Annotated in this window: 14 protein-coding genes; 7 read left to right on the top strand and 7 right to left on the bottom strand. The window is 65.1% G+C overall.

The features are described 5' to 3' along the window. The first annotated feature begins 3 nt into the window (after positions 1 to 3). The 3 genes from UP09_RS21285 to UP09_RS21275 all read left to right on the top strand — a co-directional run bounded on the left by UP09_RS21285 (position 4) and on the right by UP09_RS21275 (position 3,674). Complete coding sequence (locus UP09_RS21285; protein WP_044540239.1) at positions 4 to 1,296, top strand: NAD(P)/FAD-dependent oxidoreductase; 1,293 nt, start codon at positions 4 to 6, stop codon at positions 1,294 to 1,296. Positions 1,297 to 1,496: 200 nt separating this feature from the next. After that, positions 1,497 to 3,083: a tetratricopeptide repeat protein gene (locus UP09_RS21280; protein WP_044540238.1), complete on the top strand. Its 1,587-nt coding sequence runs from the start codon at positions 1,497 to 1,499 to the stop codon at positions 3,081 to 3,083. A 27-nt stretch (positions 3,084 to 3,110) separates the two neighbouring features. Next, on the top strand, positions 3,111 to 3,674 hold the full coding sequence (locus tag UP09_RS21275) for a nitroreductase family protein (RefSeq protein ID WP_044540237.1): 564 nt from the start codon (positions 3,111 to 3,113) through the stop codon (positions 3,672 to 3,674). Between the two features lie 41 nt (positions 3,675 to 3,715). Here the strand turns inward: UP09_RS21275 and UP09_RS21270 are convergent, their stop codons facing one another. From UP09_RS21270 to UP09_RS21255, 4 genes are all read right to left on the bottom strand, one after another. Next, positions 3,716 to 4,705, bottom strand: coding sequence for an alpha/beta hydrolase family protein (locus UP09_RS21270; protein WP_044540236.1), 990 nt, complete (start codon positions 4,703 to 4,705; stop codon positions 3,716 to 3,718). Positions 4,706 to 4,787: 82 nt separating this feature from the next. Continuing rightward, positions 4,788 to 6,209, bottom strand: coding sequence for an MATE family efflux transporter (locus tag UP09_RS21265; protein ID WP_044540281.1), 1,422 nt, complete (start codon positions 6,207 to 6,209; stop codon positions 4,788 to 4,790). Positions 6,210 to 6,229: 20 nt separating this feature from the next. Then, a complete protein-coding gene (locus UP09_RS21260; RefSeq protein WP_052833159.1) occupies positions 6,230 to 6,688 on the bottom strand; it encodes a MarR family winged helix-turn-helix transcriptional regulator in 459 nt (152 codons plus the stop codon). Positions 6,689 to 7,477: 789 nt separating this feature from the next. Continuing rightward, positions 7,478 to 9,064, bottom strand: a complete 1,587-nt coding sequence (locus UP09_RS21255) for a gamma-glutamyltransferase (protein ID WP_044540235.1) — start codon at positions 9,062 to 9,064, stop codon at positions 7,478 to 7,480. 101 nt (positions 9,065 to 9,165) lie between these two features. On the opposite strand from UP09_RS21255, the gene UP09_RS21250 reads away from it, so the two are divergent. Further along, positions 9,166 to 9,939 carry an enoyl-CoA hydratase-related protein gene (locus tag UP09_RS21250; protein ID WP_044540234.1) on the top strand — a complete coding sequence of 258 codons (774 nt, stop codon included), beginning with the start codon at positions 9,166 to 9,168 and terminating at the stop codon, positions 9,937 to 9,939. Between the two features lie 21 nt (positions 9,940 to 9,960). Here the strand turns inward: UP09_RS21250 and UP09_RS21245 are convergent, their stop codons facing one another. Next, positions 9,961 to 10,974 (bottom strand): zinc-dependent alcohol dehydrogenase family protein, encoded by a 1,014-nt coding sequence (locus UP09_RS21245; protein ID WP_044540233.1) that lies wholly within the window; start codon positions 10,972 to 10,974, stop codon positions 9,961 to 9,963. Between the two features lie 204 nt (positions 10,975 to 11,178). On the opposite strand from UP09_RS21245, the gene UP09_RS21240 reads away from it, so the two are divergent. Beyond that, positions 11,179 to 12,018, top strand: a complete 840-nt coding sequence (locus tag UP09_RS21240) for a DUF2066 domain-containing protein (RefSeq protein ID WP_052833158.1) — start codon at positions 11,179 to 11,181, stop codon at positions 12,016 to 12,018. Between the two features lie 17 nt (positions 12,019 to 12,035). Here UP09_RS21240 and UP09_RS21235 read toward each other — a convergent pair whose 3' ends face one another. Together UP09_RS21235 and UP09_RS21230 are read right to left on the bottom strand one after the other, a co-directional pair. Next, positions 12,036 to 12,623, bottom strand: coding sequence for an ANTAR domain-containing response regulator (locus UP09_RS21235; protein ID WP_044540232.1), 588 nt, complete (start codon positions 12,621 to 12,623; stop codon positions 12,036 to 12,038). Then, on the bottom strand, positions 12,620 to 13,792 hold the full coding sequence (locus UP09_RS21230) for a transporter substrate-binding domain-containing protein (RefSeq protein ID WP_044540231.1): 1,173 nt from the start codon (positions 13,790 to 13,792) through the stop codon (positions 12,620 to 12,622). Before UP09_RS21230 ends, UP09_RS21235 begins: the two co-directional genes overlap by 4 nt. A gap of 438 nt (positions 13,793 to 14,230) precedes the next feature. Here UP09_RS21230 and UP09_RS21225 point away from each other — a divergent pair, with 438 nt between their 5' ends. Both UP09_RS21225 and UP09_RS21220 read left to right on the top strand, forming a co-directional pair. Further along, positions 14,231 to 15,631 (top strand): amidase, encoded by a 1,401-nt coding sequence (locus UP09_RS21225; RefSeq protein WP_044540278.1) that lies wholly within the window; start codon positions 14,231 to 14,233, stop codon positions 15,629 to 15,631. Between the two features lie 17 nt (positions 15,632 to 15,648). Continuing rightward, positions 15,649 to 16,644, top strand: coding sequence for an acetamidase/formamidase family protein (locus UP09_RS21220; protein WP_044540230.1), 996 nt, complete (start codon positions 15,649 to 15,651; stop codon positions 16,642 to 16,644). Positions 16,645 to 16,654: the final 10 nt, after the last annotated feature.

The following is a 16,654-nucleotide window of genomic DNA, read 5'->3' as shown; positions in this document are numbered from 1 at the left end:
TCCATGAACGCACCCGTCCGCCTGCCGCTGCCGCCGAGCCTTTATGCCGACACCGCCGTGCCGCCGGTGCCGACGCCTCAGCTCACAGTGGACAAGAGCGTGCCGGTCGCGATCATCGGCGGCGGCTTCACCGGGCTCTCCACCGCGCTGCATCTTGCCGAGCAGGGGGTATTAGCCACCGTGTTGGAAGCGCAGGAGCCGGGCTGGGGCGCCTCCGGCAACAATGGCGGCCAGATCAATCCCGGGCTGAAGCACGATCCGGATCAGATCGAAGCCGATTTCGGTGCCGATCTCGGCCGCCGCATGATCGACTTCGCCTATGGCACCACCAATTTCACGCTCGACCTGATCCGCCGCTACCAGATTCCGTGCGAGGCGCGGCAGAACGGCACGCTGCGTGCCGCCTATAACGAGGCCAGCGCCGCCGCGATCGCGACGACAGCGAAGCAATGCATCGCGCGCGGCATGCCCGTAAAACTGCTCGATGCAGCCGAGATGCGCGAGATCACCGGCAGCGACCGCTATCTCAGCGCCATGCAGGATGCGCGCGGCGGCGATCTGCATCCGCTGAGTTATGTGCGCGGGCTGGCGCGCGCCGCGATCGGCGCCGGTGTTGCCGTCCATGGCGAGACACAGGCCGTGTCACTGCGCCGCGATGGCGGCCGCTGGCGGATCGAGACTCCACGCGCCGTCGTGCATGCCGACAAGGTGTTGCTCGCCACCAACGGTTTTACGGACGATCTCTGGCCGGCGCTCCGCCGCACCATCGTTCCGGTGTTCTCGTCGATCGCCTGCACGGCGCCGCTGTCGGACGACGTCGCACGCGCGATCATGCCGAGCCGTCCGGTGCTCTACGAGAGCGGCCACATCACGGTCTATTACCGGATCGACCAGCGTAATCGCCTGCTGATGGGCGGCCGCGGCCCGATGCGCTGGATCGATCGCCCATCTGACGTCGCCTATCTCATGCGTTACGCCGAGCGGCTCTGGCCGCAGCTCAAAGGCGTCAGCTGGACCCATGGCTGGAACAGCCGTCTTGCGATTACCGCCGATCACTATCCGCATGTCCATGAGCCAGCGGAGAATCTGCTGGTCTCGCTCGGCTGCAACGGCCGCGGCGTCGCGCTCTCGACCGCGATGGGCGCCCAGCTCGCGCGCCGTTTGATTGGCGGCGACAAGGCCGAGATCGACATGCCCGTGACCGGCATCAAGCCGATCCCGATGCATCCGTTCTGGCGCGTCGGCGTCACCGCCGCGGTGCTGACCGGGCGGGTGCGGGACCGGCTGGGGCTTTAGCGAACGCGTATCTCGCAGCTCGCGCAGACCGCCACGCTATTTCCGCTCAAGAATGCGCAGCTTTGCCGTAGCCGGCGGGCTGTCCAGAACTCCACCAAGCCTATTGCATCGCGAGGTGTTCCGTTGGAGGCTGCAGCATTCCAGGCTTGAGACGATTTGTGCGGGGAGAAGTTTACGCGATCGATTAGGGAGGAGCCCACATGCGCATATCGCTTTTTGCAATTGGCATCGCAGGCGTGACAGCCCTTGGATTTCCCGCGCCGGGCATCGCACAGGAAAGTGCCGATCAGCGGTTGGGGACCGTTCACTTCGAAACGTCGTGCAACGAAATCGCGCAGCGGCGGTTCGACCGCGCCATGCGGTATCAGCACTCGTTCTGGTACACGGCATCGCGGGACATTTACGAGGAGGTGCTCAAGGCTGATCCGGCATGCGCCATCGCCTATTGGGGCATCGCGTTGTCGTATTTGAATAACCCGCACGGCCCGATTCCCGCGCCCAATCTCCCGCTCGGTCTCGCGGCGATCGAACAGGCAAAGGCGGTCGGTGCCGGCACGCAGCGTGAGCGCGTCTACATCGATGCCTTGTCGGTAATGTATCTCGACTACGAGAAAGTCCCGCACCAGGCGCGCGTCCAGTCCTACCTCAAGGCGATGGAAGCGCTCGCCGGCCGTTATCCGGGGGACGACGAGGCGCAAATCTACTACGCGATCGCACTCAATGTTGCGGCGTCGCCCTCCGACAAGACCTACGCCAATCAGCTCAAGGGCGCGGCCATTCTCGAGCCGATCTTCCTGCGCCAGCCGCAGCATCCGGGCGTCGCTCATTACCTGATTCATCTGTACGACTATCCGCCGATCGCCGCCAAGGGGCTGCCTGCCGCGCTCCGCTACGCGAAGATCGCGCCGAACGCGCCTCACGCGCAGCACATGCCGTCGCATATCTTCACGCGGGTCGGTTACTGGAAAGAGTCGACTGCCGCGAATCTGGCATCGGTTCAGGCCGCCAAGCAGGGCAAGGAGGTCGGCGACCAGCTGCACGGCGAGGATTATCTCGTCTACGCCTATCTGCAGCTTGGCCAGGACCAGGAGGCGCTCGCCGTCATCAGAGATATTGAGGCTGCGCAACCGGATCCGGATGCGTTCGCGGCCGCGTTTTCGCAGGGTGCCGCGCCGGCGCGTTACATGGTGGAACGCGGCGATTGGGGCGGTGCAGCTAGTTTGGACGTCAAACCCAGCAAGTTCCCCCACGCCATGGCTATCTCGCATTTCGCCCGGGCGATCGGCGCTGCGCGTTCCGGCAAGATCGACGCCGCCAAACTCGATACCGCTAAACTCGCCGAACTACGAGACAAGCTTCGCGAAGCCAAGAACGACTATTGGGCGGGCCAGGTCGACGTCCAGGCGAAAATCGCCGGCGCCTGGGTGCTCTATGCGACCGGCCAGCGTGACGACGCGCTGAAGGCGATGAGCTCCGCGGTCGATGCCGAAGATGCGACCGAAAAGGCGCCGGTCACGCCCGGTCCGCTCGCGCCGGCACGCGAGTTGTATGGTTTCATGCTGCTTGACTGCGGCATGGCCAAAGAGGCGCTTGCCGTCTTTGAAGCCACGATGGCGAAGGAGCCGAACCGCTTCAACGGCTATGTCGGCGCCGCGACGGCTGCGCAACTCTCGGGCGACGCGGCCAAGGCGAAGGCGTTCTACGCCAGGCTGATCGACCTTGCGGCCGAGTCCAATTCGGATCGGCCTGCATTGGCGGCAGCCCGATCGTTCGTTGCAAGCAATTAGTGAAACGGCAATCTCGGCAACGATCCGATGAGACGAGGTCTGCTCATAACCATTATCGCAGGCCTTTGCCTCGGGGGCTCAATTCCGTTTGTCTATGATGGATGGCGCTCGGTCACCGATGACGGCAAGCTGGCAACGCCTCACCATCCGCTCTGGGCCGAGGCGGAATGGCCGTTTCCAATCGACGAATGGGGAAAGGGCAGGGCGTTCCGTTGCGCGGCCAAAGATTGCGGCGTTGAGGTCAACGTCTACATCAGAGCCAAGATGGGCTTCTGTAACTGCACCACGGGCGTTGCAGATGACGAGGAGCTCGATCGCATTGCCGATCTCGGATTCATCGGCGAACGGCGCCTGGCGTCGCCCGCCGGAACTGCCATCACCGTTGGCCGAATGAAGGGTCGAAGCCGGGTCTACACGACCGCGGGCTCTCGGGGCTCAGCGGTGGCCATTGCATTCAATGATCGGTGCGATGCCGTCGTCGCAACGGCCCTCGTCGCGCACCCTGACGCAATCGCGATTGAGCCGACCGTGATCGCATTCCTCAACAGCGAAACTGTCGTTCATTGGGTCGAGATCACACTTGGTCTTTAAAATTGAACTTCTTCTCAAGCTGATCCGCGCAAACATTCCGCTCACCTGGCCACCGCTTCACCCAGATGATTCCTGAAGAACGCAATCGCCTCAGTGTGAAACTGCCCGTGAAAGGCGACGCGATCGAAGCCTGGCGCGTCGGTGCAGATGCGGGCCATCGCCTCGGCTTCCTTCGGCGTGCAGAGCGCAAGGAAGGAGAAGTGTTTTGCGTCCTTCACCAAATGATAGTCCGGCTTCGACGGGAGCTTGTCGTTGACGGTAACGGCACAACACCCGGACAGGCCGTCGCCATTCTGCGCGGGATCCGAGCTCCACAATTGAACCGGGATCGTCACGCCTTTCAGATTCTCCTTTGGGAAGACGAAATCCGGAAACGGATCGACGATGATGGCGGCCTTGATGCGCGGATCATGGACGATCGCATGCGCGGGAATCTCGCCGGCCTCCAGTTCCTTGCAGGCGCGCAAGGTCGATGTTTGGCATTTCGGCAGACCCTTGCGGAGGTCGGGGTTGCCGCCAATGACAGCCAGGCCGGTATACCCACCCCAGGAGAAGCCGTAGAGCCCGATGCGCCCGGCATCGATGCGTGCCGCGTCCGGCCATCGCTCGAGCATGTAGTCGATCGAACGCTTGATGTCGGTGGGCCGTTCGACCAGGACGGCAAGACTGTCCGTGCCGCTGGTGTCGCTCCCGGTGTCGGTCGGATGATTGATCGCCAGAACGATGAAGCCGGCGTCCGCCAGGGCGGCGCCGGTGTCATGATGGCCGCCGAGCCATCCCGTCCTGCCATGCGAGATCACGATGAGCGGCAGTCTGTCTCCCACGATCGGACAGTCGTTCACGCCGAAGAACGTTCGGCCGCCGCGGGCGTCGATTTCCTGCGGTGCCTGCGCGCAGGGATGCCAGACCAGCCCTCTGATCGCGGGTCCGTCGGGGCTCGCAGGGACGTTGAACGCTTTCAGCCCGGCCGCCTGTGCCGTGGAGACTGCAAGGTAGCAAAGGGCGGGGAACACGAATGGAGGGCAGCGCATGATTGCTTCCAGGGCGGGACGGAAAGTCCCACCGTGTCGGCCGTTCGTGTCGAACGTGTGATCTTGGCGGTTGCGGGGGCGTTTACTCCGCGGCGCTGGCCTGGAGCGCAGCCACGACGCGGCTCTCGTTGCGCGTCCGTGCGAATGTCGCTGACACGATGATGCCGCCGAACAGCACGGCCGATACTGCGACAATACTGAACAGCGTCGGCAGTCCGGCGCCCCATGAGGCGACCGCGAACCAGCCGATGCCGGCGGCCACGATCAGGCGGACGGTGCCGGCGAGCAGCGGGATCAGCACGCGCTTGGCGCCCTGGCCCGCGAAATACAGCGCCATGCCGGCGCCGACCACGCCGTAGAACGGCGCCACGGTGTGCAGATAGAGCGAGCCGTCCGCCAGCACCTGCGGCGCGCTCGAGAACAGGCCGAGCCACGCGGTGGGGAACAGCGACGCCGCCACCCCGATCGTTTCGGTGATGACGAATGCAATGCCCGCGCCGGTCCAGGCGATGCGCGTTGCGCGCGCGGTCTGGCCCGCGCCGGTGGCGACGCCGACCATCGTGACCAGCCCGGTGCCGAGCCCGAACATCACGGGGATCTGCATGTAATCGATGCGCGACGCGAGGCCATAGCCGGCGATCGCGTCGGCGCCGAAACGGCCGACGGCGGCGGTGACCAGTGCGACCGTGAGGTTGGCCATCACGGTGCCGATCGCCGATAGAAAACCGACCCCGAGAATGTCGCGGAACAACCGCCCGCTGAGTGGCGTGATGCGCAGCCTGATCGGGCTACGCGCCGACCGCATGAATCCGACCAGCATCGCGAGGCCGATCAGATAATAGGTCACGACCGCCACGCCGCCGCCGGCCACGCCGAGCCGCGGCATCGGACCAATGCCGAAGATCAGCGCCGGCGACAGCGGTATGAGAAGGATCGCACCGGTCAGCGTCACGATTGCAGGCACCCGGACATTGCCTGCGCCGCGCAGCACCGCCGAGAGCAGCGCGACGATCCAGATCGGAATCGAGCCTGCGAACACCGCGTTCGAATAGGTCAGCGCCGCGGCGAGCGTGTCGTGCTCGCCGCCCATCGCGCGATAGAGCCGCGGGCCGCTGGCGATCGCAGCGATGCAAAACACCGCGCCGATTACCATGGCGATCACGACCGCATGCCACGCCAAAGCCTCGGCGTCGTCGCGGCGTCCGGCGCCGATCGCGCGTGCCACCGCGGAGGCGACGCCGCCACCGACGCCGCCGTTCGACATCATCTGCATCAGCATCAGCACCGGGAACACCAGCGCGGTGCCGGCAAGCGCCGCGGTGCCGAGAAAGCCGATGAAATAGGTTTCGAGAACGCCGACCAGCGTCTGCACCACCAGGACCACGATCGTCGGCAGCGCCAGACGTAGCAGCGTCGGCACGATCGGGCCATCGAGCACGCCGGGCGGTGCGCGCATCGCGGCCGGGTCGGCGGCGGCGCGGCCGGGAAGCGAGGTCTGCGACATCGTGAATCTCCGTTCGACCATCAGGCCGGAAGCTTTGCGTTGGCGAGGTCGAGCAGGCCGTTGAGCGCCAGCATCGCTTCGGTGCCGAGCGCGCTTTCGACCTCACGCTGCGCCTTGCGCCATTCCGGTGCGGCCTCGGTCAGGCGCTTGCGGCCCGCCTCGGTCAGCGCCACCGTGCGCACGCGGCGGTCGGCGTCGTCGCGGCCGTTGCGCACCAGTTTGGCATCGAGCAGCAGTTTAAGGTTTCGCGTCAGCGTGGTCGGATCCATGCCGTGCAGTTCGGCGAGCGTGCCGATCGGCAACGCCGGCTTGCCCTGCAGGCTTGCGCCCTGTAGCCGGGCCAGCAGCCCGTGCTGGCCCGACGTGAGGCCGACCGAGGCAAGGTGACGGTCGTAGAGCTGGGTGACCCGGCGGCCGGCGCGGCGCAACCGCATACAGGTGCACGCCTCGCGCATTTCGATCACGGTGTCGCGGCTCATCGCAAGCTGTCTCCCGGGTCCGGAGATGCCATATATGTTCCGGCCACTTTATGTGCATCTACAGGTAAGATATCTGTATGTACAGACAATAATATGCGGGAGTGCCATGCGTACGTGCCTCTGGTTTCCGCGTGACGCTCAATCACTGAGTTGCCCGACGGCGCAAGCCCTTCGCGCAAAAATATTTCGCTTTATCGGAAGTGAAACTCAGTGTATGAATTGGCCGTCCCACCCGATTGAGGGGCGAGCGCACGTCACGAACGCGCGGTGGGATGCGGTGGACGCCGATGTCACGACTGACGAGCGTGGCAGAGGCGGACGGTGAAATCGTGTGGTCCCGACGCCCCAGTGGCAGGCAAAAGTTCGCAAGACGCATCCGCGTCTCGTGGACGACGGTGACAAACAAGCCCGGTCTTCGCCGGGGAGAGCACGTATAAGCCGTAACCCATCGCGCAGGGAAAGCCGGAGTGCCTCCGCTGAACCTGTATGCTCGTGTGCGCTTTCTTTCTCTACCTTTGCACACGGGACCGCGGGTGCAGCGTGCACCCGGCTTTCCCTGCGCCCTCTATTCGATGAGAGGGCGAAACGAAATGCAAAGCTCGGGCGAAACATGTCGCGAGAATTCGAAAGTGTGACTCGCAGGAAGCGCAACAAATTCAGTGTCGTCCCGGGCTTGACCCGGGCCCCATAACCACAAATGGCAATTGATGCGCGACGCTGGGGCTGCAGCCTACTTCAACAACACGCCCTGTGGTTTTGGGTCCCTGCTTTCGCAGGGACGACAGTGAGTTACTCCGCCACCGCATCGCCCCACGGCTGGAACGGCTCGGTGGCACCGCTGTTGGTGGTGCCGTCGCGCAGCACGAGGCTCGGGCAGGCGAACTTCATCGGCAGGGTCTGGGTGCGCGCTTCCTCGAAGTCGAAACGCCCGCGCAAGGTGTCGCGGGTGGCGGCCGGAAGGCGGACGTCGCCGATCACGACCGCGCCTTCGCTGGCATCGATCCGCGGCTGATGGATCGCGGCGTCGAGGTCCATTCCGAAATCCATCACAAAGGACAGAAGCTGCGACACCGCGGGCAGGATGCGGCGGCCGCCCGATGCACCGGCGGCAAGGCGGCGGCCATCGGCGGCCTGCGCCACCACGGGGGTGTAATTGGTCAGGCAGCGCTTGCCTGCTGCGAGCGAGTTCGGATTGCCTTGTGTCGGATCGAACCACATGATGCCGTTGTTCATGGTCAGCCCGGTGTTCGGCGTCACGAATTTCGAGCCGAAGTTCGACAGCAGCGTCTGCGTCACCGCGGCCATGTTGCCGTCGCGATCGACTGCGGAGAAATGCGTCGTGCAGCTTGGTGCGATCGCCTCGGCACCGAGCGCGCGGCGGCCGTCAACGTCACCCATGTCCTTCAGCCGCTCGCGATAGGCGGCCTGCAACGCCTCCGCATAGGCCGCGTAGGCCACAGCATCGGGACCGCCACGCGCGGGCTCGAATGCCTTCTGCAACAGGCCGAGCGTCCGCGCCATGGTCGGGCCAGCAGTCAATTCCGGCGTCGCGTAGACCGTGCCGCCGCGATAGGGGATCGCCAGCGGCTCGCGCAGATGGGCGCGGAACGCGGCGAGATCGCGCACCGACAGCGCGCCACCGGCGGCCTGGATGTCGTCGGCGATGCTGCGCGCCAGATCGCCCTCGTAGAAGTCGCGCGCGCCTGCCGCGGCGAGTTGCGCCATCGTCGCCTTCAGCCTGTCCTGCGGCATGCGGACGACCGATCTGATGCCCCATTGCGCATTCGGCGGCAGGCCGTCCTGCAGATACGCCGCGGCACTCGCGGGATAGCGCCTGAGATCGGCGGCGGAACTCGCGATCATCGCGGTGGTCCACCAATCCACCAGCAGGCCCTCGCCGGCGAGCTTGACGCTCGGCGCCAGCAACTCCTTCCACGGCAGTTTGGCGTGGCGGCGATGCGCCTCCTCCATGCCGGCGACCACGCCGGGCACCGCGATCGAGCCGGGCCCGTGCAGATTGCGGTCGTCCTTGACCCGCGCCCAGGGAAAGATGTCGGAGGCGGTGCCGCCGGTCAGCGGATAATCCTCGACGCGCAGGCTGTCGGGCGCGCGCATGCCGTAGTCGATCACTTCATACCGGTTCTCGCGGGCGCGATAGAGTACCATGGCGCCGCCGCCGCCGGCGCCGCTCATCCACGGCTCCAAAACGCCAAGGGCAAACGTGGTTGCAATCACCGCATCGACGCAATCGCCGCCCGCTGCCAATACCGCCGCGCCGACCTCCGCCGCCTTGCGCGACTGCGCGGCAACGATGCCGCCGCTGGAGGTGACGGCGGGCTTGCGGATCACTTGCGAGTTGGAGAACTGGTCGGACATGACGTTGCTTTCGCTGTTCTTGTTGCGGGTGGGGCACGTTGGCATAGCATGCCAAGCATGGCACAGTCAGTGCAACAACAAGCTATTCCGGGGAGAGGAAAATGACCGCTGTGAAGCGCGAGCGCGACGGCAATATCGGTATCCTGACGCTCAACGATCCCGCCAGCCTGAACGCGATGACGCCGGAGCTGCTCGGCGATCTCGCGGCCGCGATCGGCGAGATGACGGGTGACGCCACGATCCGCGCGCTGGTACTGACCGGGGAGGGTCGTGGCTTCTGCTCGGGGCAGAACCTCAAGGCGTTCCAGTCGCTCGGCAATGACATCGTGACCGGCGTCATGACGCATTATTGGCCGGCGTTGCGATCCTTGCGCGAATGCCGCGTGCCGGTCGTGGTCGCGGTCAACGGTGTTGCGGCCGGCGGCGGCTTCAGCCTCGCGATGTCCGGTGACATCATCCTCGCGGCGCGCTCGGCAAGCTTCATCCAGGTGTTCAGCCGGATCGGCCTGGTGCCCGATCTCGGCTCGACCTGGCTGTTGCCGCGTCTGATCGGCCGCCAGCGCGCGCTCGATTTGATGCTGTTGAACGAGCCGCTGTCGGCGGAGCGGGCGAAGGAGTGGGGACTGGTGCGCGACGTCGTCGACGAGGCAAGACTGCTCGATGAGGCGAAGACGCTCGCCCGCCGTCTCGGCGACGGGCCGACCCGGGCGATGGTCGCAACGCGGCAATTGCTCGAGGAGAGCGAGCACGCCAGCTACGCGGATCAGTTCCGTCGTGAGATCGAGGTGCAGTCCGAGATTCGCCAGAGCGCGGATGCGCTGGAAGGCCGCAACGCCTTCGTCGAGAAGCGCAAGGCGCAGTTCACGGGGCGATAGGCCTTGATGCAGGGTGTCACCCTAGCCGATCGCAATAGCGACTTTGCCGAAATGGGCACCGCTCGCCATATGGGCGAACGCCTCCTTGACCTGGTCGAACGCGAACACCTTGTCGATCACCGGCTTGACACCGTGCACGCTGATACCGTCGCAGAGCGCCTGCAAATCCTCGACCGATCCGACGGTGACGCCTTGCAGCCGCTGCTGCTGCATCACCATCAGCGGCAGGCGGGTGTCGGACGTGGCTGGACCGGCGAGCACGCCGATGAAGGCGATGGTGCCGCCAATTCTTGTTGCGCGGATCGATTCGTTCAGCGTGCCGACGCCGCCGACTTCGACGACGAGATCGACGCCGCGACCGGTCAGTTCGCGCGCCTTCTTGCCCCAGTCGGGCGTGGTCTTGTAGTTGAACGTGACGTCGGCGCCGAGCTGCTTCAGCCGTGCGATCTTGGCGTCGCTGGAGGAGGTCGCGATGACGCGGGCGCCGCACATCTTGGCGAATTGCAGTGCGAACAGCGAGACGCCGCCGGTGCCCTGCGTCAGCACCGTCTGCCCGGGCTTCACATCGCCGAGCTTGACCACCGCGCTCCACGCCGTGACGCCGGCGCATGGCAGCGCCGCGGCCTCGATGTCGCTGAGATAGTCAGGCGTGCGCACCAACGCACGCGCGGGGAACACCCGGTATTCGGTCAGCACGCCGTCGACACTGCCGCCGAGCGCGGCGCGCATCCGGGTCTCGCTCGGCTCGCCGCCGAGCCAGTTTTCGAAGAAGCTGCCGATGACGCGGTCGCTGGGCGCGAAATTCTTCACGCCCGCGCCGACCGCCTCGACGCGACCCGCGCCGTCGGAGACCGGCACCAGCGGAAATTTCTGGCGCGAGCCGTAGCCGCCCTTGACCGTCAGCAGGTCACGATAGTTCAGCGTTGCCGCCTTCAACCGCACCAGCACCTCGCCGGGGCCGGCCTGCGGAACCGGCTTGTCGACCAGCGCCAGCGCGTCGATGCCGCCGGGGCCCTGCAACTCATAGCATTTCAAGGGACGTCTCCTGCAAGGAGGCTCGTTATGGGCAACGCTTCCGGCGCCGCCGCGCGTCGCTGGAGCATATGTCAGGCCGGCCGCGCGTGGCCATAGCGCGCAGCGCAACCCGCAGCATGGGCTCATGTCGGAATCGGTTGGCGTTGCCGCGAAATGCGATCAATCTGCACTCAAAACCGAACAATCGTGAAGCGGGAGGTGACCATGGCAGCCTTGCTGGAAACGGGACGGAATTTCATCGCGATCCTTGCGGCAGCTGTGATCTGTTGCAGCAGTGCGGCTGCTGCTGAAGACAATCTCTACCGCGCGCAAACCGTCGTCACCGGTCAACTTGAGCCCAACCGCATCCTCGGCTTCGGCACATGTCTCGTGGACGTCCTGATCAAGGTCTCGGGTCAGCCTGAGCTCGCGGGCGACGGTCGGCTCGCGGCGTACAAGGCGAAGGCCAAGGAGTTCGTCAGCAACTTCAGCTATCACGACCAGTTCGCCGGCAAGCCGCATCGCGACGAGCAGGGCACCCGCGACCGTCCCTACGATCTGACGGTGGAGTTTGATGGCAAACAAGTCGACGGCATCCTCGGGGAACTCGGCCTCAAGCCGTGGACATCGCAGCGGCCGGTGCTCGGCGTCTTTGTCGAGATGCGACAGGGTGCGAAGGACTACATTGTGACATCAGACGGAACGGAATCCGACCTGCAGCGCGATGCGCTCGCGGCTGCCGCCGACAAGCGCGGCATGCGCGTCGTGCTGCCGAGTGCGGCCGAGCTCGCCGCATCGAACATCACCGCAGCCGAACTCTCCACGGTGCCAACGGCGAAACTGACTTCTGTTGTCGTGCCGCAGGGAGGCCAGACGGCGTTGGTCGGGCGGCTGGTCTGGAATGATAAGGAGTTCGGATGGGCCACGCAGTGGCAAATCGACTGGCGCCGCAAGTCGTACAAGTGGCAGGTGCGGGGCGTGAGCTTCGATGAAGCCTTCCGCCGCGCCATCGGCGGCGCGGCGCAGGTGCTGTCAGGCAACGGCGATCCGGCGCGATCCAAATGAACCTGCGCGCCAGCTTCCTAGCCGGTCGCGCGCGGCAGGCTGCCATTGCTGGCGATTTCGGCCGAGATCTGCTCGATGGTCTTGCGCTGCTCCATCGCGGCGCGGCGGATCAGCGCAAAGGCGGCGGGTTCGCCGACGGCGTGCGAATGCATGACTTGAAGCACGGCGGCAAGCACGACGCGGCGCGAGCGCAGGCGCTCTTCCAGCTTGACGACCTGCTGCTTCAACTCGCCGGTGCGCTCGGCCCGCTCGAACGCCAGAACCAGCGCGGCATAGATGCCGGCGGAGCGCAGCGGCTTGACCAGAAACGACGCCGGATCGAGCTCCAGCACCAGCTTCAGGCGGCTCGGCGTTTCGGTGCCGAGCAGCGCGATGACCGGACCTTGCCCGAGGAACGCGCGCTGCGCGGGCGAGGTCAGCGGCAGAAAATCGTCGTCGATCAGCGTCACATCCGGACGGAAGTCGACGGCCGCGCCCGGCTCCCATGCGACGAAGTCGATGCCGAGACGTTCGAACTGGCGTCTGACGATCGAGGCGTCGCGTTCGTCCTTGATGGCGACCAGTGCTTTGCGTCCGCGCAGCGAAAATGACGACGGTTTGCTCATTTCACAACCCGCAAATGCGGCGCATTCGGCGCTCCGTCCCGTGCGGTCTCTCGCGCGGGGCTGACGGCGACGTCGAGCTGCGTCAGATAGGGATCAGGCTTAACGGGGGCATCGGCTTCCCAGAAGATATCGAACTGTCCTTCCGCGTTCGAGACCGCGAGCCGCGGCGTCAGGACGCAGTGGTTGTTGGCGCCGTCGATCCAGACCGGGCCTTGCGGCGAATTGTAGCGATGGCCTGCAGCCGCGCGCCTGACATCACCGATGTCGGTTGTGCCGGCGCGCTGCAATGCGCGCGCCAGCAGATAGACCGCGACATAGGTCGATTGGCCGTCGACGGAGGGGCTGCTGTCGTCGCCGTAACGCGCCTTCCAGCGCGCGACGAAGGCGCGGTTCTCGGGCAGGCGGATGCTTTCGAAATACGCCGACGAGGTGATGCAGCCGGCCGACGCGGGTCCGACGATCTTGAGCTCCGGTTCGCACAGGCTGCAGCTCACCATCGGGATGTTGAGGCCGGCAGACGTGGTCGCAGCGTGGAAGGCGCGGATGAATTCATAGCTCGAGCTGCCAACCAGCGTGTTGAAGACCACCGGCGGCCTGCGGCGGACGATCTCGTCGACGATGTGCCCGACCGCGCCTTCGCCGAGCTCGAGCAGCCGTTCAGCGAGGATGCGCCCCTGCGCCGCCGCCACCAGCTCGCGGGTGACGCGATTGGTCTCCCAGGACCAGACATAGTTGGAGCCGACGCAAAAAATCTCGCGCGACAGATTGTCCAGCACGTAGCGCACCAGCGGCAGCACATTATGGTTTGGCGCGGCGCCGACATAGATGATGTTATCGGAGCATTCGAACCCTTCATAGCGCGCGGGGTGCCAGAGCAGGCGGTCGGTGCGCTCGACGATCGGCAGCACTTGCTTGCGCGATGCCGAGGTGTAGCAGCCGACGATGTGCTCGACGCCGATGTTGCGGATGAGGTCGTCGCAGGCGGTGTGGTATTCCGAAACGATGCCACGCGGATCGCGGATATTAGGCGTGATCGAGAAGTCGAACTCGGCTTCATTGTTGATCTCGTCGACCGCCATCAGGGCGCTCTTGAGCAGCTCGCGTCCCATGGCCTGATAGGGCCCGGACTGCGAGCATATGATGCCAACTGGAATGGACGGCTTCGTCATTGACGGCTTTCGGCAGCGTTGGACACGGAGGAAACCATCATCGCCGATGCCGGTGCAAGAGGTTTTGAAGTGGTCTTGAAGAGGTCTTGCCGATTTGCTGCGCAACGGCATCGTGAAATTTGTGCAACTAGCCTCGTTGACAATGCGCAGCACACTTCCGTACAATTTTCTCCCACAGGGCTTCCTGTCGAACCTTGCGTGCTTTGATCTGGCCGATGACGTCCGGATTGTTGCATGACGTGCTCCGTTCGATCCTGGGCCCTCGCGATAGATCATAGCCGCGGCATTTGAGCCATTCGTCACCTCATTTGGGAGGGACGGGTGGCTTTTTGCTTTTGCCGCCGAAGAAGTTGGCGACGCATCCGCGTCGCTAAGCCGGAGACGCATGCGCAGCGATTGGCCGTGCTTGCGATTGGGTAGAGCGCGGGGATGAAAGCGATGCCGACGACAGATCTTCACTATCTCGGGCTGGTTGAGGTCGGGCAGCAGATCCACACCAGGAAGCTGTCGCCGGTCGAAGTCACAAAGGCGATGCTCGAACGGATCGAGCGGCTCGACGGCAAGCTGAAGAGTTACGCCTACGTCATGGCCGACTCCGCGCTTGCCGAAGCGGCCGCGGCCGAGAAGGAGATCGCATCCGGCAAGATCAAGGGCCCGCTGCACGGCGTGCCGATTGCGGTCAAGGATCTCTGCTGGGCCGAGGGCGCGCCGGCCGCGCACGGCATGACGATCCATCGCGACTTCCGTCCGAGCGAGGACGCCACGGTGGTCGCGCGCTTGAAGGAGGCGGGTGCGATCATCCTCGGCAAGCTGCAGCAGACCGAGGGCGCCTATGCCGACCATCACCCTGACATCGATCCGCCGAAGAATCCCTGGAACGCGGATCTGTGGCCCGGCGCATCATCGAGCGGTTCCGGTTCCGCCACCGCGGCCGGCCTCTGCTTCGGATCGCTTGGAACCGATACCGGCGGATCGATCCGCTTTCCCTCGGCCGCCAATGGCATCACCGGCCTGAAGCCGACCTGGGGGCGGGTCAGCCGCTACGGCGCCTTCGAACTCGCGGCGACGCTTGACCATATCGGGCCGATGGCGCGCAGCGCGGTCGATTGCGGCGCCATCCTCGCCGTGATCGCTGGCCAGGATCCCAAGGACACGACGTCGGTGCCATTGCCGGTGCCGGACTATCTCGCCGGCCTGTCCGGCGATCTGCGCGGCGTGGTGATCGGTGTTGACAGGCGCTGGACCAGCGAGGGTACCGACGAAGCCGCGAGCAAGGTGCTCAGCGAAGGGCTCCGCGTCGCCGCCGATCTGGGTGCCAAGATCCAGGACATCAGCTTCCCCGATCCCACGGCCGTGATCGACGATTGGTTCCCGCTGTGCGGCATCGAGGTGGCCGTCGCGCATGAAGAGACCTATCCCGCGCGCAAGGACGAGTATGGCCCCGGACTTGCGGGGCTGCTCGATCTCGGCCGTCAGCAGTCGGGCATGGACTATCAGAAAATCGTGTTGCGGCGCGAAGCGTTCCGCGGCGCGTTGCGGCTGCTGTTCGAAAAAGTCGATCTCATCGCGGTTCCCGCCCAGGCGTTCGCTGCTCCCACGCTCGCCAAGATGGCGACGCTCGGCGAGGACGCGTCGCTGATCGGCGGACTGCTCCGCTTCACCTGTCCGTTCGACATGACCGGAAGCCCGACCGTCACGCTTCCCGGCGGCTTCGCCCCGAACGGCGGTCCGGTCGCCTTCCAGTTCGTCGGCCGCCATTTCGACGAGGCGAAGCTGGTCCGCGCCGGTGATGCATTCCAGCGCGTCACCGACTGGCACAAGCGCCATCCCGCGATCTGAGTTGAGGAGCCGTTCGTATGACTGAAGATTGGTTGAAGAGTTCCATCATGGCCAAGCGGGCCGTCGCCAAGGGCGCGACCGGCACGACGCATGGCCTGACCATCGAGCAGCAGGGCGCGTTCCACTATGTCTACGGCCCTTACGTGAAGCCGACGCTCTCGATCGATCCCGGCGGGGTCGTCGTCGTCGAGACTGAAGACGCATTCGGCGGCGTGCTCACCAGCGAGAGCGATAGCCCGACAGCCAAGTTGAATTTTCCTTACCTCAACCCGCAATGCGGGCCGATCGCAGTCAACGGTGCAAAGAAAGGCGATTGCCTCGCCGTTTATATCCGCGACGTCGAAACCCGCGGCGAGCAGCCGGCCGGAACGACCTGCATCATTCCGGAGTTCGGCGGCCTGGTCGGGACCAGTTCGACGGCGCTGCTCAATCCGCCGCTGCCCGAGCGCGTGAGGAAGCTGCATGTCGACCGCAACGGCATACGCTGGAACGACAAGATCACGCTGCCCTACGAGCCGTTCATCGGCACGATCGGCGTGTCGCCGGAGATCGAGGCGATCTCCTCGCTGCAGCCCGACTATCACGGCGGCAACATGGATCTGCCCGACGTCGCCCCCGGCGCGATCATCTATTTTCCCGTGCATACGGACGGCGGGATGCTCTACGTCGGCGACTGTCACGCCACGCAGGGCGATGGCGAGCTCTCCGGCGTCGCGCTGGAGCAGCGCGCGACCGTCACGCTGCAGATCGATCTGATCAAGAACTGGAGCTTCGCCTGGCCGCGGCTCGAGACCCGCGACTTCATCATGACGATCGGCAGCGCGCGCCCGCTCGAGGACGCGGCCCGGATTGCCTATCGCGAACTCGTACGATGGATGAGCGCCGATTACGGCTTCGACGAGATCGACGCCTACATGCTGCTCAGCCAGGCCGGCCGCATGCGGCTCGGCAACATGGTCGATCCGAAATACACGATGGGGGCGTCGATCCTGAAGAACTACCTCAAGCCATGACTTCCAACAG

The organism is Bradyrhizobium sp. LTSP885, assembly GCF_000938305.1.
In the GTDB taxonomy this organism is placed as follows: Bacteria; Pseudomonadota; Alphaproteobacteria; order Rhizobiales; family Xanthobacteraceae; genus Bradyrhizobium.
The sequence above is the reverse complement of the archived record's forward strand: the minus strand, read 5'-3'. Positions and strand labels throughout refer to the sequence as shown.

What these genes read in the sequence shown, in the direction of transcription:
- UP09_RS21230 (WP_044540231.1), bottom strand. Translation starts at nt 13,792, where the DNA reads ATGACGAAGCCGTCCATTCCAGTTGGCATCATATGCTCGCAGTCCGGG.
- UP09_RS21280 (WP_044540238.1), top strand. Translation starts at nt 1,497, where the DNA reads ATGCGCATATCGCTTTTTGCAATTGGCATCGCAGGCGTGACAGCCCTT.
- UP09_RS21265 (WP_044540281.1), bottom strand. Translation starts at nt 6,209, where the DNA reads ATGTCGCAGACCTCGCTTCCCGGCCGCGCCGCCGCCGACCCGGCCGCG.
- UP09_RS21260 (WP_052833159.1), bottom strand. Translation starts at nt 6,688, where the DNA reads ATGAGCCGCGACACCGTGATCGAAATGCGCGAGGCGTGCACCTGTATG.
- UP09_RS21225 (WP_044540278.1), top strand. Translation starts at nt 14,231, where the DNA reads ATGCCGACGACAGATCTTCACTATCTCGGGCTGGTTGAGGTCGGGCAG.
- UP09_RS21220 (WP_044540230.1), top strand. Translation starts at nt 15,649, where the DNA reads ATGACTGAAGATTGGTTGAAGAGTTCCATCATGGCCAAGCGGGCCGTC.
- UP09_RS21275 (WP_044540237.1), top strand. Translation starts at nt 3,111, where the DNA reads ATGAGACGAGGTCTGCTCATAACCATTATCGCAGGCCTTTGCCTCGGG.
- UP09_RS21240 (WP_052833158.1), top strand. Translation starts at nt 11,179, where the DNA reads ATGGCAGCCTTGCTGGAAACGGGACGGAATTTCATCGCGATCCTTGCG.
- UP09_RS21235 (WP_044540232.1), bottom strand. Translation starts at nt 12,623, where the DNA reads ATGAGCAAACCGTCGTCATTTTCGCTGCGCGGACGCAAAGCACTGGTC.
- UP09_RS21255 (WP_044540235.1), bottom strand. Translation starts at nt 9,064, where the DNA reads ATGTCCGACCAGTTCTCCAACTCGCAAGTGATCCGCAAGCCCGCCGTC.
- UP09_RS21270 (WP_044540236.1), bottom strand. Translation starts at nt 4,705, where the DNA reads ATGCGCTGCCCTCCATTCGTGTTCCCCGCCCTTTGCTACCTTGCAGTC.
- UP09_RS21285 (WP_044540239.1), top strand. Translation starts at nt 4, where the DNA reads ATGAACGCACCCGTCCGCCTGCCGCTGCCGCCGAGCCTTTATGCCGAC.
- UP09_RS21250 (WP_044540234.1), top strand. Translation starts at nt 9,166, where the DNA reads ATGACCGCTGTGAAGCGCGAGCGCGACGGCAATATCGGTATCCTGACG.